The 22741-nt window shown below is 59.9% G+C and carries 27 protein-coding genes, 2 rRNA genes and 4 pseudogenes (1 of these 33 cut by a window edge); 11 read left to right on the forward strand and 22 right to left on the reverse strand.

Annotated features, from left to right (window positions below; genetic code table 11):
* The 7 genes from ispC to rpsB form a co-directional block, all read right to left on the reverse strand.
* Positions 1 to 1188, reverse strand: a complete 1188-nt coding sequence (gene ispC / locus ABLV49_RS11575; protein WP_349276561.1) for a 1-deoxy-D-xylulose-5-phosphate reductoisomerase — start codon at positions 1186 to 1188, stop codon at positions 1 to 3.
* A gap of 25 nt (positions 1189 to 1213) precedes the next feature.
* On the reverse strand, positions 1214 to 2044 hold the full coding sequence (locus tag ABLV49_RS11580; protein WP_349276562.1) for a phosphatidate cytidylyltransferase: 831 nt from the start codon (positions 2042 to 2044) through the stop codon (positions 1214 to 1216).
* A gap of 17 nt (positions 2045 to 2061) precedes the next feature.
* Positions 2062 to 2787 carry a polyprenyl diphosphate synthase gene (gene uppS / locus ABLV49_RS11585; protein WP_349276563.1) on the reverse strand — a complete coding sequence of 242 codons (726 nt, stop codon included), beginning with the start codon at positions 2785 to 2787 and terminating at the stop codon, positions 2062 to 2064.
* A gap of 28 nt (positions 2788 to 2815) precedes the next feature.
* The gene (gene frr / locus ABLV49_RS11590) at positions 2816 to 3376 is read right to left on the reverse strand and encodes a ribosome recycling factor (RefSeq protein ID WP_349276564.1); all 561 of its coding nucleotides are present in this window, start codon (positions 3374 to 3376) and stop codon (positions 2816 to 2818) included.
* Between the two features lie 72 nt (positions 3377 to 3448).
* A complete protein-coding gene (gene pyrH / locus ABLV49_RS11595) occupies positions 3449 to 4159 on the reverse strand; it encodes a UMP kinase (protein ID WP_011801151.1) in 711 nt (236 codons plus the stop codon).
* A 61-nt stretch (positions 4160 to 4220) separates the two neighbouring features.
* Complete coding sequence (gene tsf, locus ABLV49_RS11600) at positions 4221 to 5135, reverse strand: translation elongation factor Ts (RefSeq protein ID WP_415838212.1); 915 nt, start codon at positions 5133 to 5135, stop codon at positions 4221 to 4223.
* A gap of 135 nt (positions 5136 to 5270) precedes the next feature.
* Positions 5271 to 6023, reverse strand: a complete 753-nt coding sequence (gene rpsB / locus ABLV49_RS11605; RefSeq protein ID WP_011801149.1) for a 30S ribosomal protein S2 — start codon at positions 6021 to 6023, stop codon at positions 5271 to 5273.
* Positions 6024 to 6281: 258 nt separating this feature from the next.
* On the opposite strand from rpsB, the gene ABLV49_RS11610 reads away from it, so the two are divergent.
* The 3 genes and pseudogenes from ABLV49_RS11610 (at position 6282) to ABLV49_RS11620 (ending at position 9398) form a co-directional block, all read left to right on the forward strand.
* On the forward strand, positions 6282 to 7403 hold the full coding sequence (locus ABLV49_RS11610) for an ISAs1 family transposase (protein ID WP_349276371.1): 1122 nt from the start codon (positions 6282 to 6284) through the stop codon (positions 7401 to 7403).
* A gap of 38 nt (positions 7404 to 7441) precedes the next feature.
* A pseudogene (locus ABLV49_RS11615) lies at positions 7442 to 8762 on the forward strand (amidase).
* A 108-nt stretch (positions 8763 to 8870) separates the two neighbouring features.
* On the forward strand, positions 8871 to 9398 hold the full coding sequence (locus tag ABLV49_RS11620) for an FAD-dependent oxidoreductase (RefSeq protein WP_349276566.1): 528 nt from the start codon (positions 8871 to 8873) through the stop codon (positions 9396 to 9398).
* A gap of 6 nt (positions 9399 to 9404) precedes the next feature.
* On the opposite strand, the gene ABLV49_RS11625 is transcribed toward ABLV49_RS11620, so the two are convergent.
* The 5 genes and pseudogenes from ABLV49_RS11625 to ABLV49_RS11645 form a co-directional block, all read right to left on the reverse strand.
* Entirely contained in the window at positions 9405 to 10481 is a 1077-nt protein-coding gene (locus ABLV49_RS11625; protein ID WP_349276567.1) for an IS3 family transposase, read from the reverse strand.
* The gene (locus ABLV49_RS11630; protein ID WP_349279284.1) at positions 10478 to 10993 is read right to left on the reverse strand and encodes a transposase; all 516 of its coding nucleotides are present in this window, start codon (positions 10991 to 10993) and stop codon (positions 10478 to 10480) included. Before ABLV49_RS11630 ends, ABLV49_RS11625 begins: the two co-directional genes overlap by 4 nt.
* A 66-nt stretch (positions 10994 to 11059) precedes the next feature.
* Positions 11060 to 11539: pseudogene (locus tag ABLV49_RS11635) on the reverse strand (IS21 family transposase); the annotation flags it as partial.
* Between the two features lie 158 nt (positions 11540 to 11697).
* Positions 11698 to 12063: a site-specific integrase gene (locus tag ABLV49_RS11640; RefSeq protein WP_349276568.1), complete on the reverse strand. Its 366-nt coding sequence runs from the start codon at positions 12061 to 12063 to the stop codon at positions 11698 to 11700.
* Positions 12060 to 12542 (reverse strand): tyrosine-type recombinase/integrase, encoded by a 483-nt coding sequence (locus tag ABLV49_RS11645; RefSeq protein WP_349281685.1) that lies wholly within the window; start codon positions 12540 to 12542, stop codon positions 12060 to 12062. The genes ABLV49_RS11640 and ABLV49_RS11645 overlap by 4 nt, the downstream gene beginning before the upstream one ends.
* Positions 12543 to 12621: 79 nt before the next feature.
* Here ABLV49_RS11645 and ABLV49_RS11650 point away from each other — a divergent pair, with 79 nt between their 5' ends.
* The 6 genes and pseudogenes from ABLV49_RS11650 to ABLV49_RS11670 all read left to right on the forward strand — a co-directional run bounded on the left by ABLV49_RS11650 (position 12622) and on the right by ABLV49_RS11670 (position 14900).
* Positions 12622 to 12777, forward strand: a complete 156-nt coding sequence (locus tag ABLV49_RS11650; protein WP_349276569.1) for a hypothetical protein — start codon at positions 12622 to 12624, stop codon at positions 12775 to 12777.
* A 47-nt stretch (positions 12778 to 12824) separates the two neighbouring features.
* Positions 12825 to 13235 (forward strand): transposase, encoded by a 411-nt coding sequence (locus ABLV49_RS11655; RefSeq protein WP_349276570.1) that lies wholly within the window; start codon positions 12825 to 12827, stop codon positions 13233 to 13235.
* On the forward strand, positions 13232 to 13705 hold the full coding sequence (locus ABLV49_RS11660) for a hypothetical protein (RefSeq protein WP_349276571.1): 474 nt from the start codon (positions 13232 to 13234) through the stop codon (positions 13703 to 13705). The genes ABLV49_RS11655 and ABLV49_RS11660 overlap by 4 nt, the downstream gene beginning before the upstream one ends.
* 240 nt (positions 13706 to 13945) lie before the next feature.
* Positions 13946 to 14650, forward strand: coding sequence for a transposase (locus ABLV49_RS11665; RefSeq protein WP_349276572.1), 705 nt, complete (start codon positions 13946 to 13948; stop codon positions 14648 to 14650).
* A gap of 52 nt (positions 14651 to 14702) precedes the next feature.
* Positions 14703 to 14750, forward strand: a pseudogene (locus tag ABLV49_RS26045) (hypothetical protein); the annotation flags it as partial.
* Positions 14751 to 14900, forward strand: a complete 150-nt coding sequence (locus tag ABLV49_RS11670; RefSeq protein ID WP_349276574.1) for a hypothetical protein — start codon at positions 14751 to 14753, stop codon at positions 14898 to 14900.
* A gap of 7 nt (positions 14901 to 14907) precedes the next feature.
* Here ABLV49_RS11670 and ABLV49_RS11675 read toward each other — a convergent pair whose 3' ends face one another.
* From ABLV49_RS11675 to ABLV49_RS11695, 5 genes are all read right to left on the reverse strand, one after another.
* Positions 14908 to 15669 carry an IS630 family transposase gene (locus ABLV49_RS11675; RefSeq protein WP_349276576.1) on the reverse strand — a complete coding sequence of 254 codons (762 nt, stop codon included), beginning with the start codon at positions 15667 to 15669 and terminating at the stop codon, positions 14908 to 14910.
* Positions 15614 to 15862, reverse strand: a complete 249-nt coding sequence (locus tag ABLV49_RS11680; RefSeq protein WP_349276577.1) for a helix-turn-helix domain-containing protein — start codon at positions 15860 to 15862, stop codon at positions 15614 to 15616. Before ABLV49_RS11680 ends, ABLV49_RS11675 begins: the two co-directional genes overlap by 56 nt.
* Positions 15863 to 16086: 224 nt before the next feature.
* On the reverse strand, positions 16087 to 16560 hold the full coding sequence (locus ABLV49_RS11685) for a hypothetical protein (protein ID WP_349276571.1): 474 nt from the start codon (positions 16558 to 16560) through the stop codon (positions 16087 to 16089).
* On the reverse strand, positions 16557 to 16967 hold the full coding sequence (locus tag ABLV49_RS11690; protein WP_349276570.1) for a transposase: 411 nt from the start codon (positions 16965 to 16967) through the stop codon (positions 16557 to 16559). The genes ABLV49_RS11685 and ABLV49_RS11690 overlap by 4 nt, the downstream gene beginning before the upstream one ends.
* A gap of 47 nt (positions 16968 to 17014) precedes the next feature.
* Positions 17015 to 17170 carry a hypothetical protein gene (locus tag ABLV49_RS11695; RefSeq protein WP_349276569.1) on the reverse strand — a complete coding sequence of 52 codons (156 nt, stop codon included), beginning with the start codon at positions 17168 to 17170 and terminating at the stop codon, positions 17015 to 17017.
* Positions 17171 to 17254: 84 nt separating this feature from the next.
* On the opposite strand from ABLV49_RS11695, the pseudogene ABLV49_RS11700 reads away from it, so the two are divergent.
* Positions 17255 to 17466 (forward strand): annotated as a pseudogene (locus ABLV49_RS11700) (FAD-dependent oxidoreductase); the annotation flags it as partial.
* 133 nt (positions 17467 to 17599) lie between these two features.
* Entirely contained in the window at positions 17600 to 18103 is a 504-nt protein-coding gene (gene lysM, locus ABLV49_RS11705) for a peptidoglycan-binding protein LysM (RefSeq protein ID WP_349276578.1), read from the forward strand.
* Positions 18104 to 18271: 168 nt separating this feature from the next.
* Here the strand turns inward: lysM and ABLV49_RS11710 are convergent, their stop codons facing one another.
* The 5 genes from ABLV49_RS11710 to ABLV49_RS11730 all read right to left on the reverse strand — a co-directional run.
* Positions 18272 to 18889, reverse strand: coding sequence for a hypothetical protein (locus tag ABLV49_RS11710; protein ID WP_349276580.1), 618 nt, complete (start codon positions 18887 to 18889; stop codon positions 18272 to 18274).
* An 82-nt stretch (positions 18890 to 18971) separates the two neighbouring features.
* Positions 18972 to 19313, reverse strand: a complete 342-nt coding sequence (tnpB, locus tag ABLV49_RS11715) for an IS66 family insertion sequence element accessory protein TnpB (protein WP_349281687.1) — start codon at positions 19311 to 19313, stop codon at positions 18972 to 18974.
* Positions 19310 to 19717 (reverse strand): IS66-like element accessory protein TnpA, encoded by a 408-nt coding sequence (tnpA, locus tag ABLV49_RS11720; RefSeq protein ID WP_349281689.1) that lies wholly within the window; start codon positions 19715 to 19717, stop codon positions 19310 to 19312. Before tnpA ends, tnpB begins: the two co-directional genes overlap by 4 nt.
* A gap of 160 nt (positions 19718 to 19877) precedes the next feature.
* Positions 19878 to 19990 (reverse strand): 5S ribosomal RNA (gene rrf / locus ABLV49_RS11725).
* A 164-nt stretch (positions 19991 to 20154) separates the two neighbouring features.
* Positions 20155 to 22741, reverse strand: a 23S ribosomal RNA gene (locus ABLV49_RS11730) (it continues 292 nt past the right edge of the window).

Here is a 22741-nt window from a genome sequence, read left to right on the forward strand (position 1 = left end):
TCAACACTCCAGACATCCAGCAATTTGACCCGCTATGCGGCGTGCCTGGGCGTCAAGCGCCAGCAAACCGTCAATATCGAAGACATCAGAGACTGAAACAGCCTCCAGAGTTGCATGATTCACCTGATGAATATGGTCAAAGCGGATGCGTCCGTCCAGAAAAGCCGCCACCGCAATCTCGTTGGCTGCATTGAGCACCGCCGTGCTGCCCACGGGCGCCCTGAGCACGTCCCAAGCCAGCCGCAGTCCCGGAAAGCGCGCCTCATCGGGCACTTCAAACGTCATGTTGGCCAGGTTTTTGAAGTCCAGCGCCTGCGCGCCCGAGCTGATCCGCTCGGGCCAGGCCAGACCGTAGGCAATCGGCACGCGCATGTCGGGCGTTCCCAATTGCGCCACGACGGACGTGTCGTAATACTGCACCATGGAATGGATGATGCTCTGCGGATGGATCACCACCTCGATTTGCGCCGGCGTCACGCCAAACAGGTATTTGGCCTCGATGACTTCAAGCGCCTTGTTCATCATGGTGGCCGAATCGACTGAAATTTTCCGGCCCATGACCCAGTTCGGGTGCGCGCAGGCTTCGTCGGGCGTGACATGGCGCAGGGTGGCCGGCTCACGGGTGCGAAACGGCCCGCCTGACGCCGTCAGGATGATTTTTTCAACCCGTTGCGGCCAGCTTGCCTGATCGTCGGGCAAGGACTGGAAAATGGCTGAATGCTCACTGTCAATCGGCAGCAGCCGGGCGCCCCCTGCGCGCACGGCCTGCATGAACACGTCGCCCCCCACCACCAGCGCCTCCTTGTTGGCCAGCAGCAGGCGCTTTCCGGCCCGGGCAGCGGCCATGCACGGCGGCAAGCCGGCAGCGCCCACAATCGCGGCCATCACCGCATCCACCGAATCATGTGACGCTATCATTTCAAGAGCATCAGATGCCCATAGAACCTGCGCAGACAGCCCATTTGCCTTGATTTTTTCCGCCAGCAGGCGCGCATGGGGCTCGCTCACCATCACGGCGAACCGCGGCTTGAACTTCGCGCATTGCGCCAGCATCAGATCAACCTGGGTGGCGGCGCTGAGGGCAAACACCTCAAAACGATCGGGATGGCGGGCAATCACATCCAGGGTGCTGACGCCGATGGAGCCGGTCGAGCCCAGAACGGTGATGCGCTGCTTTTGTAGAGTCATGGAATAAAGGTCCGGCCGTAAATGCTTAAAAAGAGACCAGCATCATGGCCAGCGGCAAGGTGGGCAGCAGGGCATCCACGCGGTCAAGCACACCACCATGGCCAGGCAGCAATCCGCTGGAATCCTTGACACCGGCGCTGCGCTTGACCAGGGACTCGACCAGATCGCCCACCACGCTCATGGCCGCCAGAAAGATAACCGCCAGCAGCATCAAGGCCAGGCCATGGCGCTGCGCCAGTTGGCTGTAGAGTGTCTCGCCGCCCCAAAAAAACCAGGCCAGCGACAGCGCCACCACGCCGGCCACGCCACCCCAAACGCCTTCCCAGCTTTTGCCCGGGCTGATGGACGGTGCCAGTTTGCCTTTGCTGAAGCGTCCACCAAAGGTGCGGCCTGCAAAATACGCAAAAATGTCGGCCACCCAGACCAGCATCAGGACAGACAGCAACAACTCGATGCCCATGACACGCGCCCGGGCAATCGCCAGCCAGGCCAGCCATAGCACGATCAGGCCCCCCGCCAGACGCAATGCCCTGGGAATGCGCGGCCAGCCAGCCACACCGCAGCGCAGCAACCAGGCGCCCGCCAGAACCCAGGCCGCACCGGCAACGGCCCAGAGAAGGGGCAGCGGTTTTTCAAGCAGGCCGCCATACCATGACAGGCCGCAGGCCAGCACACAGAGCGCGGCCAGCCCAAGCGAGCCGGCTTGTCCGAAAGCATTGAGGCGACCCCATTCCCAGGCACCGGCGGCAATCATCAGCAAGGCCAGCGCGCAGAAAGGAACAGGTGTTTTGTAGAAAAGGGCTGGCAGCAGGATGGCCAGCAGGACGATGGCCGTGATGACACGCTGTTTAAGCATCAGACCACCTTTTCGTTTTAAGTAGGATGAAGAAGGCCACTGACCTGCTCCGGAGTCTGTCCAAAACGGCGCTCGCGTGAAGCAAAAGCGGCAATCGCCTTGTCCAGTTCAGCCTCGTCGAATTCCGGCCAGAGCTTGTCGGAAAAATACAGCTCTGAATAAGCTAACTGCCAGAGCAGAAAATTGCTGATGCGCAATTCGCCACCCGTGCGAATCAGCAAATCCGGATCGGGCACATGGGACATCGCCATGGCCCGGTCAAGCGACAACTCGGTAATGGCTTCACCCCGGCTGGCCAGCTTTTGCGCCGCCTGGGCAATATCCCAGCGCCCGCCGTAGTTAAAGCAGACATTGAACACCAGCCGCTGGTTGTTCGCCGTGCTCGACTCAGCCTGCACCAAAGCTGAGCGGACTCTTTCTGAAAACCGCTGGCGATCACCAATGAAATGAATCTGAACCCCGTTGGCATTGAGACTCTGAACCTTTTTTGCCAGGGCCAGTACCACCAGGTCCATCAGACCCGACACTTCCTCGGAAGGCCGGTTCCAGTTTTCCGAGGAAAACGCAAAGACCGTCAGCACGCCGATACCACGCGCGAGGCAAGCCTTCACACAGCGGCTGAGTGCATCGACGCCCTGCTTGTGGCCGGCGATCCGGGGCAAATAGCGTTTTTTGGCCCAGCGGCCATTGCCATCCATGACGATGGCGACATGGTGCGGAACAATCGAAGCAGAAGTGGCCATGGGCTGGTTCAGGCCAGGTATTGTGAAATCAAACCGCCATGATGTCTTGTTCCTTGCCGGTGACAAGCTTGTCAACATCGGCAATGAAACGGTCGGTGAACTTCTGGATTTCTTCCTGCGAGCGGCGTTCGTCGTCTTCGGACGCCAGCTTGTCCTTGAGCAGCTTCTTGACACCGTCATTCGCATCGCGGCGCAGGTTGCGAATCGCCACCTTGGCATGCTCGCCCTCGGCACGCACGACCTTGGTGAGTTCCTTGCGGCGCTCTTCGGTCATGGCCGGCATGGGAACGCGAATCAGATCGCCCTGTGACGCCGGATTCAGGCCCAGATCGGAGTCGCGAATGGCTTTTTCAATCTTGGCGCCCATGCCTTTTTCCCAGGGCGAAACGCTGATGGTGCGCGCGTCGAGCAGCGCCACATTGGCGACCTGGCTGATCGGCACCATGGAGCCGTAATAGTCCACATGCACGGTATCGAGCAAACCGGGATTGGCACGGCCCGTGCGGATTTTGGTGAGGTTGTGCTGGAAGGATTCCAGGGACTGCTGCATTTTTTGCGTTGCCTGCTGCTTGATCTCAACAATGCTCATGGTCGAACCTCCTGATGACTAAATTCAAAAAAATGCAAAAACCTGCGCGTTGCGCCCTTACGCCAGCCTGGCTCAGACGTGGACCAGCGTTCCTTCGTCTTCACCCATCACCACGCGCCTGAGCGCGCCGAGCTTGAAGATGCTGAATATCTTGATCGGCAGCTTCTGGTCGCGGCACAGGGCAAACGCCGTGGCATCCATCACTTCAAGATTCTTGCCGATGACTTCGTCAAAAGTGATGCTGGTGTAGCGCGTGGCTTCCGGATCTTTTTTCGGATCAGCGGAATAAACGCCATCGACCTTGGTTGCCTTCAGAACAATTTCAGCGCCGATTTCAGCGCCGCGCAAAGCCGCTGCCGTGTCGGTGGTGAAGAAAGGATTGCCGGTGCCCGCCGCAAAAACAACGACCTTGCCCTCTTCCAGATACTGCAAGGCCTTGGGTCGCACATAGGGCTCGACGACACGCTCGATGCCGATGGCGGACATCACCCGGGCAACCAGCCCGGCCTTGTCCATGGTGTCACCCAGGGCCAGTGCATTCATCACGGTCGCCAGCATGCCCATGTAGTCGGCAGTAGCACGATCCATGCCGACCGATCCTCCGGCCACACCGCGAAAGATGTTGCCGCCGCCAATCACCACCGCCACCTGAACTCCCATGCGGGTGACTTCGGCAATTTCCTCCACCATGCGCACGATGGTGGCGCGGTTGATGCCGAAAGCATCGTCGCCCATCAGCGCCTCACCAGACAGTTTTAACAATATCCGCTTGTAAGCTGGCATGTGGAGGGCTTTCGTGGTGAGGTGGATGAATAAAAACGATCTTTCGGACTGACCGGAAGGCTTAGGCGCCCTTGGCGGCAGCGACCTGCGCGGCAACTTCCGCAGCAAAGTCATCGACCTTCTTTTCGATGCCTTCGCCCACGATATACAGCGTGAACGATTTGATCACCGTGGCCTTTTCCTTGAGCATCTGCTCGACGGTCTGCTTGTCGTTCTTGACGAAGGTCTGGTTGTTCAGGCTGACCTCTTTCAGGTATTTCTGAACGCCGCCTTCAATGCGCTTGGCAACGATTTCAGCAGACTGGACAGACTTGCCTGCTGCCTGGGCAACGGAGGCATCTTCAGCCGCCTTGGCAGCCGCCACCGAGCGCTCCTTGGCAACCAGTTCGGCAGGCACATCAGCGCTGGACAGGGCCACCGGCTTCATGGCGGCCACATGCATGGCGACATCCTTGGCGGCGGCTTCGTCGCCTTCAAACTCCACGACCACGCCGATGCGCGTGCCGTGCAGGTAAGACGCGGCCTTGCCACTGGCAAAGCGCTTGAAGCGGCGAACGGTCATGTTTTCACCGATCTTGCCGATCAGGCCCCGGCGCACGTCTTCGACGGTAGGGCCAAAGCTGTCCATCGTCAAAGGCATGGCGCCAAGGGCAGCCAGATCGGCAGGATTGTTTTTCACAACGCCTTCGGCGACTGCATTGGCGAATGCCAGGAAGCTGTCGTTCTTGGTCACGAAGTCGGTTTCGCAATTGATTTCGACCAGCGCGACGTCATCACCTTCGCGGGCCAGGGTCACCACGCCTTCAGCGGTGACGCGGGAAGCGGCCTTGCCGGCCTTGCTGCCGAGCTTGACGCGCAGGAGTTCCTCGGCTTTTTCGAAATCGCCTTCAGCCTCGGTCAGTGCTTTTTTGCACTCCATCATCGGGGCGTCGGTCTTGGCGCGCAGTTCAGCGACCATCTTTGCAGTAATTGCCATTGCCATTTTTTAATTCTCCGTATTTTCGTTTTGACCTGGAGGGGCGCTTCAATGCAGCGCCGCTTCATCTTGTCGGGTTGTGAAAAAGGGGCTACGCGAGCCCCTTTTTCGCGTTTGGCGTAACGCCAATGCTATTTAGGCGGCTGCGTTTTCCACTTCGACAAATTCATCCGAACCTTCAGCCGACACCGCCTTGACGACGTCGTCCATGGCGCTGGCACGGCCTTCGATGACAGCGTCTGCAATACCGCGGGCATACAGCGCCACAGCCTTGGACGAGTCGTCGTTACCGGGGATCACGTAGTCGATGCCGAGTGGCGAATGGTTGGTATCGACCACACCGATCAGGGGAATGCCGAGCTTCTTGGCTTCCAGGATCGCGATTTTGTGGAAACCCACGTCGATCACGAAGATGGCGTCTGGCAACGCAGTCATGTCCTGGATGCCGCCGATGTCTTTTTCGAGCTTTTCGATTTCGCGCTTGAAGGTCAGCTGTTCTTTCTTGCTGATCGAGTCAAGGCCGGCTTCCTGCTGGGCCTTCATTTCTTTCAGGCGCTTGATCGAGGTCTTGACCGTCTTAAAATTGGTCAGCATGCCGCCCAGCCAGCGCTGGTCAACATAAGGAATACCGGCGCGCTGGGCTTCGGCAGCAACGGTTTCACGGGCGGTGCGCTTGGTGCCGACCATCAGGATGGTGCCGCGGTTGGCGGTCAGCTGCTTGGCGAATTTCATCGCTTCCTGGAACATCGGCAGCGATTTTTCCAGGTTGATGATGTGAATACGGTTGCGGTGGCCAAAAATGTAGGGAGCCATTTTTGGATCCCAGAAGCGGGTTTGGTGACCAAAGTGGACGCCGGCTTCCAGCATTTCGCGCATGTTTGTGGACATAATTAACTCCAAAGGTTGTTTCTAAAATCAACGCTTATCGCCGGAGGGATTTCCGGACAACACCTTGCGTGGCTGATTTGCGATTTACCCTGCAAACGATTTTTATCGCCAACTGCAGAGCCTGCTGAGTATAACATTCCATCCCCATGAATCAGTACCACCCGGCATCCCCGACAGGGCAATTGCATTTGAAGAAATTTGAGCGGAAAGGCCAAAAGCTGGTGTTCACTCAAGCATTTTTCATTGCAAGTGAACCTGATGCTGATTCAAGCTTTCTCGATACTGCCCGATCCACGCACTGGTCCTGCACAACGCCATGATCTCAAGGAGATGATCGTGATGACGCTGAGCGCCGTGCTGTGCGGGGCGGACAACTGGGTGGACGTAGCCGAGTGGGCCAGCGATAACGAAGACTGGCTCAAAAAATACCTTGTCCTGGAGCAGGGAACACCCTCGCACGACACGTTCGGGCGCGTCTTTCGCCTGCTGGACGCAGAGGTTTTCGAGCAATGCTTTCGCCGCTGGATACGAGGCATTGCGGGCAATGTCAAAGGCGTGATTGCCCTGGATGGCAAGACGCTGTGCGGCTCGTGCGATGGCGCCAACACGGCGCTGCACATGGTTAGCGCCTTTGCGACAGAAAGCGGCTTGTGCCTGGGCCAGGAGGGCACGCGGGGCAAGGGCCACGAGATTGTGGCCATCAAGGCGCTGCTGGAGGCGCTCACACTCAAGGACTGCACCGTGACCATTGACGCCATAGGCTGCCAGAGGGAAATCGCCGAGAAAATCGTCGGGCAAGGCGGCCACTACCTGCTGGCGCTCAAGGCTAATCAGGGTACGCTCTTTGAGGCGGTGGCGGAGTTCTACGCCGAGGGCCAGAGGCACGGCTTTGGCAGCCTTGCGGTGAGTCGCTTCGAGACGCTGGAAAAAGACCATGGGCGCATTGAGACGCGGCGCCATGTATGGGTGGGCAAGCTCGACTGGATGGAGCCGTCGTTGCGCGATGACTGGAAAAACCTTGCAGGCGTTGGCATGGTCGAGCGCCAGCGCGAGATCAAGGGCAAGGTGTCGGTGGAGCGCACGTTTTACATTGGCTCCGAAGGCATCTCATCGGCCCAGACGCTGGCCAATGCGGCACGGGGGCACTGGGGAATTGAGAACCGCCTGCACTGGGTGCTCGATGTCACGTTCCGCGAGGACGAGTGCCGGGTGCGCACAGGCCATGCCCCGCGCAATCTCTCGACGATAAGAAAGTTCGCTTTGACGCTGCTGCGCCAAGACCAGCAGTACCCCAAACGCAGCATGCGAAGCCGCCGCAAAACCGCTGACCGACTCACCGATTACAGGGAATCACTCCTGGACCTTCAGCCTCGGGGTTAAATGCAATTGCCCTGGCATCCCCGACCGATCTTCACGCCATGCAGGCAAGCCTTCAGGACGGCCGCACCCGCATCGAGGAAATTCTTGAGCAGGCCGCAGCCATCGCCAGCAGCGACGCCTGCCGCCATGTCTTCATGCCCGGCCAGCCGAAAAGCGCACCCGCATTGCCCCTCAAGGCTGCGATCAACGATCCGGCCTTCGTGTTAGCCGGCGCTCCCGTTTCGGTCAAGGACCTGTTTGACGTGGCGGGCCAAGTCACGACTGCCGGATCGACCGTACTGGCCGGAGCCGCACCGGCCAGTACGGACGCCGTCGCCGTCGCGCGGCTGCGGGCGGCAGGCGCCGTGCTGGTCGGCCGAACCAACATGGTCGAGTTTGCATTTTCCGGCGTCGGCATCAATCCGCACTACGGCACGCCGGTGAACCCGGCCGATGCTTCGACCGAGCGCATTCCGGGCGGTTCGTCCTCGGGCGCCGCCGTGTCGGTGGCCACGGGCGCGGCCCTGGTGGGCCTGGGTTCCGACACGGGCGGCTCGATCCGCATTCCGGCAGCGCTGTGCGGCATCGTCGGTTTTAAAAGTACCGCGCGCCTGGTTCCTTTGACCGGCGCTGTCCCGCTGTCCAGCAGCCTGGACACGGTCTGCGCCGTCACCCGTTCGGTGCGCGACGCGGTGACGGTGCATGAAGTCCTGTCAGCACGCCGAGTGCAACTCGCCGGCAAGCCTCTAGCATCGTGCCGGATTGCAGTCGCGCGAACCCTCATGCAGGACGGGCTCGACAGCACGGTCGCGCAGGCGTTCGAGCACAGCTTGCGGGTGCTTCGCCAGTCCGGCACCCGGATTGAAGAAATAGCGCTTGAAGAAATCGGTGAGCTGTCGGCCATCAATGCCAGCGGCGGCCTGTCCGCCGCAGAGAGCCATGCCTGGCACCGCAAACTGATCGCCGAACATGAAGCGCAATACGACCCGCGCGTGGCGCTGCGCATCTTGCGCGGTGCCCACATGAGCGCGGCCGACTACATCGATTTGCTGGCAGCACGCCAAAACTGGATTACCCGCATGGAAGCGCGTTTAAGCCACTTTGACGCGGTGCTGTCGCCCACCGTGCCCATCGTGGCGCCCTCGATTGCCAGCGTGCTGAACCATGACGATGAGTTCTTCCGGATCAACGCACTCTTGCTGCGCAATACCTCGGTGGCGAACATGCTCGACGGCTGCGCAATTTCCATCCCCTGCCAGAATCCCGGCCAGTTGCCCGTCGGCCTGATGCTCTGGCACGCGGCACTGCATGACGACATGCGTGCTGGACCTGGCCTTGCAGGTCGAGGCAGCACTCGCTCTTTCACTACAAAAACAATAGCTGGCTGCGCCCGCCCACAAAGCGGAAACGGCTTTTTTTATATAAAAAAATCAGTTCCATGACTTCAGGTTCGATATTATTTCTTGCCACCCTGCCCGGCACGGCCGCATGAAGGTCGCGGTCATTGACGCAGGCATCATCGGCATCACCACTACGTATGAGCTGGCCATGGACGGCCTGCTGGTCCAGCCCGGCCTGCAGGTGCTGCGCGATGCCGGCGTGGCTTTCAGGCAGATCGATGCCGATGAAGTGCGGCAGGTCGAGCCGGCACTCAATCGCGACACCGGCTTGCTGGGCGCCGTTCACCTGCCTGACGACGAGGTGGCCAACTGCCGGCAGTTTGCACTGCTGCTGAAGGATGAGGCCCGCCGGCTGGGCGTTCATTTCCAGTTCAATACGGCAATTGCGCAATTGGACCGTGCGCATCCAGCTACGCTTTACATAGCAGGCGATCAATTGCCGCGGCGCTTTGACCAGGTGGTGATGTGCGCCGGCCTGGCTTGCGCGGAACTTGACAAGCCGCTTGGCTTGAAGATACCGCTGGCCGCGGTGTACGGCTACTTGATCAGCGCGCCGATCCGCGAATCACTCAACGCCCCTATCGGTGGCTGTCAAGGAAGTTGTCGCCTGAAGTGAAGTGAGTCAGGCTGTTTTTTGCTTGGATTCAGGCTCCTTGGTTTGTTGCTTGGTTTCTGGGTTGAGGTGCACGACATCGACATGCGCCCACTGGCGAGGCTGCCCTGACCAGCGCTGAGGATTTTCCTGGCGGGCCTGTTCATAGACGAGCGCGCGCTGCTCAAGCAGTGCCCGGTCCAGGCCGGCATGGCGCTGCGCCGGTGTCACGAAGCCAATGGCGCTGTGGCGATGCTCGTGGTTGTACCAATGGGCCAGCTCGGTGACCCAGCGCCTTGCGGCCAGCAGGTTCTCGAACGGCTTGACAGGCAGTTCGGGGCGGTACTTCAGCGTTCTGAACGCTGATTCGACGTACGGATTGTCATTGCTCACGGACGGACGGCTGCGCGTGTGCGCCACGCCCAGGCGCTGCATGGCCGCCAGCATGGTCTCGCCCTTCATGGGCGAGCCGTTGTCCGAATGCACCGTCAGCTGGCCCGGGCGAATGCCCTGGCTCTCACAGATGTCACGCAGCAACTGGCTGGCCAGCTCGGCGCTCTCGCAGTCAAACACCTGCCAGCCCACGATCTTGCGGCTGAACAAATCCTCGAACAGGTACAGGTAAAAGTGCTGGCCGCGCACCTGAGTGGGCAGATACGTGATATCCCAGCAGAACACCTGATCGGCTCCGGTGGCGGCAAGGGCGCGCGGCCGGCTTCGCTTTTGCGCTGCGCGCTCCGAGCGTCGATGGCCCAGTTGGCCCTGCTGTCGAAGTATTCGGTACATCGTGGACTCCGAGGCCACATAGACGCCGCGGTCGGCCAGGCGAGGCACGACTTGGCTCGGCGGCAAGTCCTTGAACGCTTCGCTGTTGAGCGTGGCCATCACCGCCTGGCGCTCGTCCTCGCGCAGCTTGTTGGGCGGGCACACATAGCGCCGCTTGCCCGAAGGACGCTGGTCGCCCTCGGCCGCCTGCGTGCGCTGCCAGCGCTGCACGCTACGGCAGGACAGCCCGATTTGATGGCAAGCCGGCTTCAAGCGCGCCCCGTCGGCGCAGGCCTTGCCGATCAGGCCGAGCAACTTTTGGCGCTGCTGGACGGACGTCATTTGTCCGCGCCCTCCAGCAGCGCCTGGAAGTTTTTTTGCAACACCAGCAAGGCGGCTACCTCGGCCAGCGCTTTTTCCTTGCGCCGCAATTCACGCTGGAGCTGCTCGTGCTGACGCTGGAGTTCTCGAAAGGCACCCGTTGCCTCGCGCGAGGCGGGCGCGACCGGGGTGCAAAACTCTTCGCGCCACTGCACCAACTGGTGCTCGAACACACCACGCTCGCGGCACCACGCCGCCAGTGCCGGGCCATTGAATGCGTAGCTTTCCTGCAGAGCCCTCAGGCGCTGCGATGGCGACCAAGATGCAGCCGGGCCGTCCAGCGCAGGGCTTGTCTCCCCGAGTGCCTGTTCGCCGGCCTTGGCCGAGTCCAGCACCCATCGCTTGAGGGTGCCGGCAGACATGTTCAGCTCGCTGGCAAGGCTCAGAATTGAACGCGCGCCGCGATGGCGGGCTTTGAGCAGTGCCTGCTCCTTGAATTCGGTGGAGTGATGGGAATGAGGTTTTCTGTGCATGAAATGTCGCTTGCGCTGCGGATAACCCGCGGAAAATCGGAGGCGACAACTAGTCTGACACAGGGGGAAAGCGCGGCTGGCGCACAGTTTCAAATGGGCCACCTGCAGCTTGTAGAACACGCCGCCCACCAGCAGCCCTTCATCACTCCAGTCAAACTGGAAGGCTTCCCCCAGCTCGAAGCTCAAAGGCACGAACGCCTTGGTGATGGCTTTGCCCGACAACTCGCGCCAGGCGCGGGTGAAGTCGGTCACGGCGCTGTAGCCACCCCGGTAGCCCTGTGCCTGGATTTGCGCAAACAGCGCCTTGGCCGTGCGCCGGCCGTGCTTGGGTCGATGGGAGTCGGCCGTGAGGGCCTGCTCCAGCGTTTCTTCAAAGGCGGTGAGCTTGCCTTCGCTGCTTTCCCGGCTGTATTTGGGCGCCTTGCTGCTTGACGCCTTGAGCCACTTCTTGACCGTATTGCGCGACAGCACGGTGAGCTTTGCAATGGCGCTGGTGGAGAATTTGTCGCGCAGTTTCATGCGCCTGACCTTGCCTAACATGTCCATGGTGATCACCTTCTTCTCCTGCTGAAAAATTCAGCAGGTCAGTGGAACACCCTGGTCAATTTTGAATCGGCACTTCGGCCTTTAGATGGTCAATTTTCGGTCGGCGACAACATGCCAATGATCAGGCGGGCGTCCTCGGCCTCAAGGTAGGTCGCCGGTCACTGCCGCGCCTTCTTCGCCGGGATGGCCAACACCCGCACGAACTGCTGTGAGTGCGCCAGGTCGTTGCGCAGCAGGTGCTTGAAGAAGCCACGGATCGCCGCCCGGCGGCAATTGCGTGTGGCTGCCGAATTTGATCGCTGCGCCTCGATGTGATCCAGAAAGCGCGTCACCGCATCGGCGTCGATGTCACCGATCTGCAAGAAGGCAATCTCTTGGCCGCGCTGCTCGGCGACAAACTTGAACAGCATCGTCAACGCATCGCGGTAGGCTCGGATCGTGTGGACGCTAGCACCTCGCTGCTTGGGCAGGTACTGCGTGAAGTACGACTGCACGTAAGCGAACAGCGACGGCGCGCGCTTCATGGCAGGCGGTGCTCGCTGCGCGAGTGCTGCTCGAAGCGCTGACTCGCAAGTTGCAACAGCTCAGGCGTGGCCTTGAGGTAGACCTGCGTGCCAAGGACGCTCTGGTGTCCGAGATAGGTCGACAGCCACGGCAGTTTCGCGTGCACGTCCACGCCTTCGACGGCCCAGGCGGTCAGCCGATGTACGGCAAAGGCATGCCTGAATTCGTAAGGCCTGGCGCCCGAGCGACCGCGTGGCGGCTTCAATCCGAGATCGCGTAGCAGACCTCGCAACGCCTCCGAGGCCGCACGCAGGGTGAGCGCTGATCCATCGCGACGGATGAACAGTGTCAAGGAGTCGTCGGCACCGCTTGCCGCCAGGACTTCCTCGCGTTGGCGCAGGTAGTGACGGAGTTCGAGGACCAGATCTTCGCGGATCGCCAGGATGCGCGAGCGCCCTTTGCTTCGTTGAACTGTCAGTACGGCTCTGCGCAGATCCACGTCGACCAAGTGCAACTTAGCCGTAGTTTGTTGAACCATATAGATCCCTGGCAGTCCAAGTGACAGGAGGGTTCACATCATGTCTACTCGTCTTTCACGTCCTCCTGCACCAGGATCCCTGGAAGCGTTTGCGGTGCAATTCGACCCTTTGCTCCAGACGCCGGCCCAGCGCCATGGCTTTCGAACGTATCTGTCCGGATCGCTGCTGCCGCGCGAGCGCTTCCCAAGACACTGACGGCGCTGGTCGGCGCCGAACCTCTCGTCCAGGCCCAGGCGGCCGAGGTGCAGCGGCTGCAGTTTTTCCTGTCCGAGGCCGCCTGGGACGCCGAAGCGATCAATGCCAAACGACTGGCGCTGCTGGCCGCCGAGCCGGCCACTGCCCCGTCGGCCAACGGTGTGTTGATCATTGATGACACCGGAGACCGCAAGGAGGGCAGCGCCACCGATCATGTGGCGCGCCAGTATCTGGGATCGGTCGGGAAAATCGACAACGGCATCGTTGCGGTGACCACCTTGTGGGCCGACGAGGCGCATTACTACCCGCTGCATGTGATGCCCTACACGCCCGAGAAGCGGCTGGCCGGTGGAAAGCAAGATCCGGCGTTTCGCACAAAACCGCAAATCGCGCTGGCCCTGGCCATTCGTTCAAGGATACGGCGCACTCGCTGCCGCTGCGCGCGTGGCACAAAGTGATTCGCCGCTTTCGGGACGGCCACACCGAGCGCTGGTGGGCGGCCGAGCTTACGCTGTTCGGCTATGGTCCGGCCAATCCGGTGCGGGCGATCTGCGCCACGACCGATCGGCGCGCGTTGCCGGCCCTTTCCACCTGGTACCTCACCACCAACTTGTCGCGCGAGCAGGCGCCGCTGGGCGAGGTCGTGCGGCTGTACGGTTTGCGCAACTGGGTGGAGCAAAGCTACAAACAAATGAAAGACGAGCTCGGCTGGGCCGCGACTTCATGGTTCGAAGCGACCGTGCAATTCGTCGCCACTGGACGCTGGTGTGCTGCGCGTTTGCTTTTTGCTGGTGGCACGCTGCCTCGCAAGCCCGCGCGAGCGAATCGTCAACGCCACCCGAGGCGCGGAAAAAAAACCGGCAGCCTCAAGGTGCTGCCGCGCTGCCGCGCTGGCCGCGCCTGCTGCGCGCGGTGCGCGCCTGGCTGACCCCGGCGTACTGGCTGGCGCGTTGCTGGGCCGCCTTTGCAGACACTGCCCCGCCAGCCGAACTCGCCGCGCTGCTCGGCGCCTTGAACGCCGGCCACGGGATTAACCTCTACCTTAGGCTTTAACAAACTACCGATAGAGCGGATTTCAGATTAGAGCGGCTCCGTGCTGACTAGCAAAAAAGGCAAAGGAACTTGGACGATGAAGGTGTGATCGAAAGCTGATTTGGAGGCAAGGGTTATGTCTTGGCGACGCGGCAGGGCTTATGCGCAGGATCTGCGCGATCGGGTGTTGGCGGCCCCGGGACGGCTTCGGGAAGTGGCCGAGCGTTTTGGTGTCTCTGCGGCCTATGTGTCACGGGTGCGTTCGCGCCATGGACGACTCGGCCAAACCAGCGCAGGGGCGCAGCACAACCATGTGCCGCTGCGCCTGGCCGGGCTGAAGGAGCCGCTGCTGGCCCAGGTTGCCTTGGCGCCCGAGCAGACACTCGCTCAGCTGTGCCAGTGGGTCAAGGCAGAGCACGGCATCGAAGTCGGGCCGACAACCATGGGCAAGACGCTGGCCCGGCTGGGGCTGACGCGAAAAAAAAGACGGTGCATGCTGCCGAGCAAAAGCGAAGCGACGTCGCGCAGGCGCGCGCGGACTGGGCCGCAGGAACAAGCTTGGCCGGCCAGCGAGCGGCTGATCTTTCTGGATGAAACCTGGGCTACGACCAATATGGCGCCGACCTGGGGCCGCTCGCCCAAGGGCGAGCGTTGCCTGGGATATGCGCCTTGTGGCCACTGGCACACCACGACGTTTGTCTGCGCGCTGAGCAAGGACGGGCTGTTGGCGCCGCTGGTGCTGGACGGGCCGATCAACGGCCATGCATTTGTGGCCTGGGTGGAGCAGTTCCTCGTGCCTGAGTTGCGGGCCGGCGACATCGTGGTGATGGACTTGCCTTAGCTCTCACAAGGTCGCCGGTGTCAAGCCTGCCATTGAGGGGGCAGGTGCGACGCTGCGGTACTTGCCGCCGTACAGCCCGGACTTCAACCCAATTGAGCAGGTGTTTGCCAAGCTCAAAACCTTGCTGCGCACCACCCAGGCCCGCACGCTCGAAACGCTCTGGAGTGCCATCGGCTCACTGCTTGATCGGTTTGCCCCCGATGAGTGCGAGCGCTACATTCGCCATTGCGGCTATTGCCAGTCAGGGTAATTCTTCTCTAGTGAAAGGCATAGCCGCAATGCTTGAACCATCCTTTTGCGTCGGAGGCGGTCACCGTGTCGATGACCTGCGCAAGGGCCTCATCCAGCGCTTGCCGTGTACGGGCCTTGATGGCGCGCAGGCAGGTCTTGAGTTTTGACCAGCACGGCTCGATGGGTGAGTAGTCCGGTGAATAGGGTGGCAGATACATCAGGGTAGCGCCCCTGGCTTCGATGGCGCTGCGTATGCCATCGACTTTGTGGGATCCCAGGTTGTCCATCACCACCACATCGCCTGGCTTGAGCGTGGGCGCCAGCATCTGGCTGACATAGGCCATAAACACGGCCCCATCGGTGGCGCCGTCTACCGTCATTACCGCTTCGAGTCCATGACACGACAGCGAGCCCAGTATGGTCACGTTGCGGCCCCAGTTTTTCGGTACCGCGTCATGCACGCGCTGGCCGCGTCGGGCACGCCCGTAGGGGCGTGTCATCGCGATGTTGACGCCAGATTCGTCAATGAATTTCAGCCGTGTTGGGGCATGCCGGGCTATGTCTTGCCAGTACTGACCGCGTGCCTGACGTACCTGCGCGGTGTCGCGCTGTGTGGCGTGTAGAGTCTTTTTTTTCGACGCAGGCCCAGGCGCTGGAACACCCGGCACACGGTAGGCGTGCTCACCGCCGGGCAGCCATCGGCCTGCAGCCGAGCGACCATTTCGGCCAGCGTCAGGTCGGGCTGGTCTTGGCAAGCCAGCGCTCCAGGCGCTGACAGGACTCCTCATCGACCTTGGCGTGAGGCCCGGGGCGCCTGCGCAGCGGCACCAACTCACCGCTGCGGCGTACCCGGCGCAGCAGACCCTCGACAAAGGACAGGCTCACGCCAAAGAACTCGGCCACCGCGCGCTGCGATTGACCCTGGCGTTTGCAGGCCTGAACGACTTTACGGCGTAAATCCAGAGAATAGGGAGCGACCATGATTTCACCATTGCTTTGCTGACATCCTCCTTGGATAGCTTTTCTTGCAAAACGTTCGGTTCCTTCCGCTGTTTTGAAATCCGCTCTATCGGTAGTTTGTTAAAGCCTAAGGTAGAGGTTAATCCCGTGGCCGGCGTTCAAGGCGCCGAGCAGCGCGGCGAGTTCGGCTGGCGGGGCAGTGTCTGCAAAGGCGGCCCAGCAACGCGCCAGCCAGTACGCCGGGGTCAGCCAGGCGCGCACCGCGCGCAGCAGGCGCGGCCAGCGCGGCAGCGCGGCAGCACCTTGAGGCTGCCGGTTTTTTTTCCGCGCCTCGGGTGGCGTTGACGATTCGCTCGCGCGGGCTTGCGAGGCAGCGTGCCACCAGCAAAAAGCAAACGCGCAGCACACCAGCGTCCAGTGGCGACGAATTGCACGGTCGCTTCGAACCATGAAGTCGCGGCCCAGCCGAGCTCGTCTTTCATTTGTTTGTAGCTTTGCTCCACCCAGTTGCGCAAACCGTACAGCCGCACGACCTCGCCCAGCGGCGCCTGCTCGCGCGACAAGTTGGTGGTGAGGTACCAGGTGGAAAGGGCCGGCAACGCGCGCCGATCGGTCGTGGCGCAGATCGCCCGCACCGGATTGGCCGGACCATAGCCGAACAGCGTAAGCTCGGCCGCCCACCAGCGCTCGGTGTGGCCGTCCCGAAAGCGGCGAATCACTTTGTGCCACGCGCGCAGCGGCAGCGAGTGCGCCGTATCCTTGAACGAATGGCCAGGGCCAGCGCGATTTGCGGTTTTGTGCGAAACGCCGGATCTTGCTTTCCACCGGCCAGCCGCTTCTCGGGCGTGTAGGGCATCACATGCAGCGGGTAGTAATGCGCCTCGTCGGCCCACAAGGTGGTCACCGCAACGATGCCGTTGTCGATTTTCCCGACCGATCCCAGATACTGGCGCGCCACATGATCGGTGGCGCTGCCCTCCTTGCGGTCTCCGGTGTCATCAATGATCAACACACCGTTGGCCGACGGGGCAGTGGCCGGCTCGGCGGCCAGCAGCGCCAGTCGTTTGGCATTGATCGCTTCGGCGTCCCAGGCGGCCTCGGACAGGAAAAACTGCAGCCGCTGCACCTCGGCCGCCTGGGCCTGGACGAGAGGTTCGGCGCCGACCAGCGCCGTCAGTGTCTTGGGAAGCGCTCGCGCGGCAGCAGCGATCCGGACAGATACGTTCGAAAGCCATGGCGCTGGGCCGGCGTCTGGAGCAAAGGGTCGAATTGCACCGCAAACGCTTCCAGGGATCCTGGTGCAGGAGGACGTGAAAGACGAGTAGACATGATGTGAACCCTCCTGTCACTTGGACTGCCAGGGATCTATATGGTTCAACAAACTACCGCTAGGTTCGGGATAGCCACGGCTGCGTGCAGGTATGGAAAGGCGCCCGCCCGATGCTGCCGGACGGCCCGTCCTTGGTTGGCCACAGTGGCCTGCCCGGTCTCTGGTTCAACCTCGGCCATGGCTCCCCAGCGGCTGGGCGCTGAGCTGCGGCAGCGCACGCGCTCTGGCGGATCTAATGACCGGCAGGCCTGCTGAAATTGACATGGAGGGCTTGGACCTCAGCCGTCTGGGTTAAAACCCTGCATCAAAGCGGACTTGTCCTACAGGCTTTGTAAAAGTGCTGACATGCTTTGCCTGGGCGAAGGCTTTACAGTGAATCCAGCCTCGGCGTCTTGTACCGGGCGATTTATTTTTTGATTGGAAAACCCATGGGCATGTTTAGTTTTATCAAGGAAGCCGGTGAAAAGCTGTTCGGCCGGGGCGAAGCCAAGGCGGCCCAGGAAGCCGCAGCCGCAAAACCCACGCCTGAAAACGTGGCCGCGCTGAGCAAGACGGCCGGTGATGCGATTGCCACCTACATCAACAGCATGGGCCTGAAAGTCGATGCGCTGCAGGTCAGCTTTGATGCACCGAGCGCAACCGTGACGGTTTCCGGCGTGGCGCCTGACCAGGCGACCAAGGAAAAAGTGCTTCTGTGCTGCGGCAATGTGGCCCAGGTTTCGGCAGTCAAGGACATGCTGACCGTCGCCAGCAGCTCACCCGAATCGCAGATGTATGTGGTCGTCACCGGCGATAACCTGTCCAGGATTAGCAAACAGTTCTACGGCACGCCCAACAAATACACCCAGATTTTCGAGGCCAACAAGCCCATGCTGAGCGACCCGGACAAGATTTATCCGGGCCAGGTTCTGCGCATTCCACCGGAGGCTTAAAACGCGTAGGTGCAAGGCCCAGCCTTGATCTAGTGGTAGTTTGTTAAAGCTGGAGGTAGAGGTTGATGCCGTGGCCGATGCCCAAGGCGCCCAGCAGCGCGGCGAGTTCGTCCGGCGGGAGTGTGCCGGCAAAGGCGGCCTAGCAGCGCTCAAGCCAGTAGCCCGGGATCAGCTACGCGCGCAGCAGGCGCGGTCAGCACCTTGTACAGAGTTTTGATCGAGGTCTCTCCTTTGTGCGTCTGTGACGCCTCCTGTTTCCGCGCTGCCGGCGAGGCGCACCCGGTTGCCCAGGCGGGAAATCGCCACCTTGTAGCGCTCATCCATCAATGCGCTGATACGCACCATCGCCTGACCGCAATCGCATGTCGTGTTCTCTGGCTCATGGTGGTGGTCAACGCGTTTGAGGTGCTCGGGCAAGGCTTGGCGTTTGGGCTTGCGAGGGGTGTCGGTGTCTGGAGCATTGCCCGGCATTTTGAATGCTGTCTTCAGCGCTGCGAGTTGGGCTTCCAGATCCGCCTGGTCGGCTGCCAGCGTTTCTTCAAACAACTGGCGCTGCTCGGCATTCATGCGTTCGGTCCTGGCCGCAAACTGCCGGGCCTTGAGGCGGCGCAGCTCAAAGGTGATGCTTGCGATCTTGGCATCCCTGAGCTCGATGGCCTGGGCCTGGGATTCGATTTGCCGGCTCTGCTCGCCAACGTGTGACAACACGCGGGCGGCCAATTCGGCAGCGGCGGCAGGGCTCAGACCGACAAAGTCTTGGGCGTTGAGTTGGTCCACGCGGAGCATGCGTGGATTGTGCAAAATCCACACACAAATGCGAATTAGGGCATATTCCAATTGCCCTTTGCACAGCGTTAAACCACGGTTCCTACACCCGTGCAATGGACTGCATTTGTTCCAGTCGGCTCCACGGAAGTCCCACCACCAGGGCGTCGAATTGCTGCTTTGTCAGCGTCATCGAGGTGGCTATACTGGCGCCACCGCGTGGCCATTCAAACCCGCCCTGATTGAGCCGACGGGCCGCGCACCACATGCCAAAACCATCGTGCAGCAGCAGCTTCATGCGATTGCCCCGCGCGTTGGCAAACAGGTAGCCGTGATGGGCCTGGGCTGCACCGAACACCTGCACCACCCGTGCCAGCAGGCGTTCCGTTCCCATGCGCATGTCTATCGGAGCGGTAGCCAGCCACAGCGCGTCAATGCGGATCATCTCAGCCACGCGCGCAGCCAGGCGCCACATTCGCTGGCCGATTGCAGCGGCCATGTCACAGTCACCTTGCCGCCTGCACGTTGAATCTCAACGCAGATCCCTTCTGCTGCAGCGCCTTGCTCGGTGGAGGGTTGCACGCACTTTGCGAGGCTTGGGCCAACAGCTGGTGAGGGTGGCAGTTGCAGCGGCACAAATGCCAAGGCGCCCCTTTGCAGTTCGATCAGTTCCAGACGCTGCCGATCCTCCCGCATCCAACGATGCACCATGTTCGGGTTGATGCCGTGACCCAGCGCAATGCCGGCAATCGATGCGCCTGACTGGCGACATTGCTCCAGCACAGAAGTCTTGAACTCTGCGCTGTACTCGCGCCGCCGAGGGCGCTCTGCTGTCGATAATTGATTCATCGTCTCCACGATCTCCTTCGTGGGGACGATGCCTGATCATCAACGTCGAATCAAGGTGGGATGCCCAGCCGCATACGGTGCTTACCTCCAAACGGCATCCTCAAAAAGAAAAAGCCCGGTCAATCTAATGATCAACCGGGCTTGTTCAGGGGCTATAAGAGCCTGACGATGACCTACTTTCACACGGGAATCCGCACTATCATCGGCGCTGAGTCGTTTCACTGTCCTGTTCGGGATGGGAAGGAGTGGTACCAACTTGCTATGGTCATCAGGCATAACTGGTTGATGGATTGTTCCACGCGGAGCAATCCATCGAATTCATAGAGCAAATCAGCTTTAATTTAGATTGTTGCACAGTCCGCTGGGACTGCGTCTTTTGAATGCGTCAACCTGGCATAACAGCCTTGAACGCGTCTTGTTGAGACGGTCAAAGTTATAGGGTCAAGCCTCTCGAGCAATTAGTACAGGTTAGCTTAACGCATTACTGCGCTTCCACACCCTGCCTATCAACGTCCTGGTCTTGAACGACTCTTCAGGGGGCTCAAGGCCCCGGCAGATCTAATCTTGAAACGAGTTTCCCGCTTAGATGCTTTCAGCGGTTATCTCTTCCGAACTTAGCTACCCGGCAATGCCACTGGCGTGACAACCGGTACACCAGAGGTTCGTCCACTCCGGTCCTCTCGTACTAGGAGCAGGCTTCCTCAAATCTGCAGCGCCCACGGAAGATAGGGACCAAACTGTCTCACGACGTTTTAAACCCAGCTCACGTACCTCTTTAAATGGCGAACAGCCATACCCTTGGGACCGGCTACAGCCCCAGGATGAGATGAGCCGACATCGAGGTGCCAAACACCGCCGTCGATATGAACTCTTGGGCGGTATCAGCCTGTTATCCCCAGAGTACCTTTTATCCGTTGAGCGATGGCCCTTCCATACAGAACCACCGGATCACTATGTCCTGCTTTCGCATCTGCTCGACTTGTCAGTCTCGCAGTTAAGCACGCTTATGCCATTGCACTATCGTCACGATGTCCGACCGTAACTAGCGTACCTTCGAACTCCTCCGTTACACTTTGGGAGGAGACCGCCCCAGTCAAACTGCCTACCATGCACTGTCCCCGATCCAGATAATGGACCTAGGTTAGAACCTCAAACACACCAGGGTGGTATTTCAACGTTGGCTCCATGAGAACTAGCGTCCTCACTTCAAAGCCTCCCACCTATCCTACACAGGTCTGTTCAAAATCCAATACAAAGCTACAGTAAAGGTTCATGGGGTCTTTCCGTCTTTCCGCGGGGAGATTGCATCATCACAAACATTTCAACTTCGCTGAGTCTCAGGAGGAGACAGTGTGGCCATCGTTACGCCATTCGTGCAGGTCGGAACTTACCCGACAAGGAATTTCGCTACCTTAGGACCGTTATAGTTACGGCCGCCGTTTACTGGGACTTCAATCAAGAGCTTGCACCCCATCATTTAATCTTCCAGCACCGGGCAGGCGTCACACCCTATACGTCGACTTTCGTCTTAGCAGAGTGCTGTGTTTTTAATAAACAGTCGCAGCCACCGATTTTTTGCAACCTCGTTTAGCTCCGTCCGCGAGGGACATCACTGACTAGAGGCACACCTTCTTCCGAAGTTACGGTGTCAATTTGCCGAGTTCCTTCTCCTGAGTTCTCTCAAGCGCCTTAGAATACTCATCTCGCGCACCAGTGTCGGTTTGCGGTACGGTCGTGTGTAGCTGAAGCTTAGTGGCTTTTCCTGGAAGCAGGGTATCACTCACTTCGGCTGCAAGCAGCCTCGTTATCACCCCTCATCTAAGCCCGGCGGATTTACCTACCAGGCACGACTACAGGCTTGAACCAACATATCCAACAGTTGGCTGAGCTAACCTTCTCCGTCCCCACATCGCACTACACATCGGTACAGGAATATTGACCTGTTTCCCATCAGCTACGCATCTCTGCCTCGCCTTAGGGGCCGACTCACTCTACGCCGATGAACGTTGCGTAGAAAACCTTGCGCTTACGGCGAGGGGGCTTTTCACCCCCTTTAACGCTACTCATGTCAGCATTCGCACTTCTGATACCTCCAGCAGGGTTTACACCGCCACCTTCACAGGCTTACAGAACGCTCTCCTACCACATGCAATAAATTGCACATCCGCAGCTTCGGTAACTGGCTTAGCCCCGTTACATCTTCCGCGCAGGACGACTCGATCAGTGAGCTATTACGCTTTCTTTAAATGATGGCTGCTTCTAAGCCAACATCCTGACTGTTATAGCCTTCCCACTTCGTTTCCCACTTAGCCAATTTTAGGGACCTTAGCTGGCGGTCTGGGTTGTTTCCCTCTTGAGTCCGGACGTTAGCACCCGGTGCTCTGTCTCCCAAGCTGTACTCATCGGTATTCGGAGTTTGCCTTGGTTTGGTAAGTCGCCATGACCCCCTAGCCAAAACAGTGCTCTACCCCCGATGGTAATACTTGAGGCACTACCTAAATAGTTTTCGGAGAGAACCAGCTATTTCCAAGTTTGTTTAGCCTTTCACCCCTATCCACAGCTCATCCCCTAGTTTTGCAACACTAGTGGGTTCGGACCTCCAGTGCATGTTACTGCACCTTCATCCTGGCCATGGATAGCTCACTTGGTTTCGGGTCTACACCCAGCGACTAGACGCCCTATTCGGACTCGATTTCTCTACGGCTTCCCTATTCGGTTAACCTTGCCACTGAATGTAAGTCGCTGACCCATTATACAAAAGGTACGCAGTCACCCCTTTCGAGGCTCCTACTTTTTGTAAGCACACGGTTTCAGGATCTATTTCACTCCCCTCCCGGGGTTCTTTTCGCCTTTCCCTCACGGTACTAGTTCACTATCGGTCAATGATGAGTATTTAGCCTTGGAGGATGGTCCCCCCATATTCAGACAGGATTTCTCGTGTCCCGCCCTACTTTTCGCAAGCTCAGTACCACAGGTCTCTTTTTGCATACGGGGCTATCACCCGCTATGGCCAGCCTTTCCAGA

Source organism: Polaromonas hydrogenivorans, from assembly GCF_040105105.1.
GTDB classification, from domain to species: domain Bacteria; phylum Pseudomonadota; class Gammaproteobacteria; order Burkholderiales; family Burkholderiaceae_C; genus Polaromonas; species Polaromonas hydrogenivorans.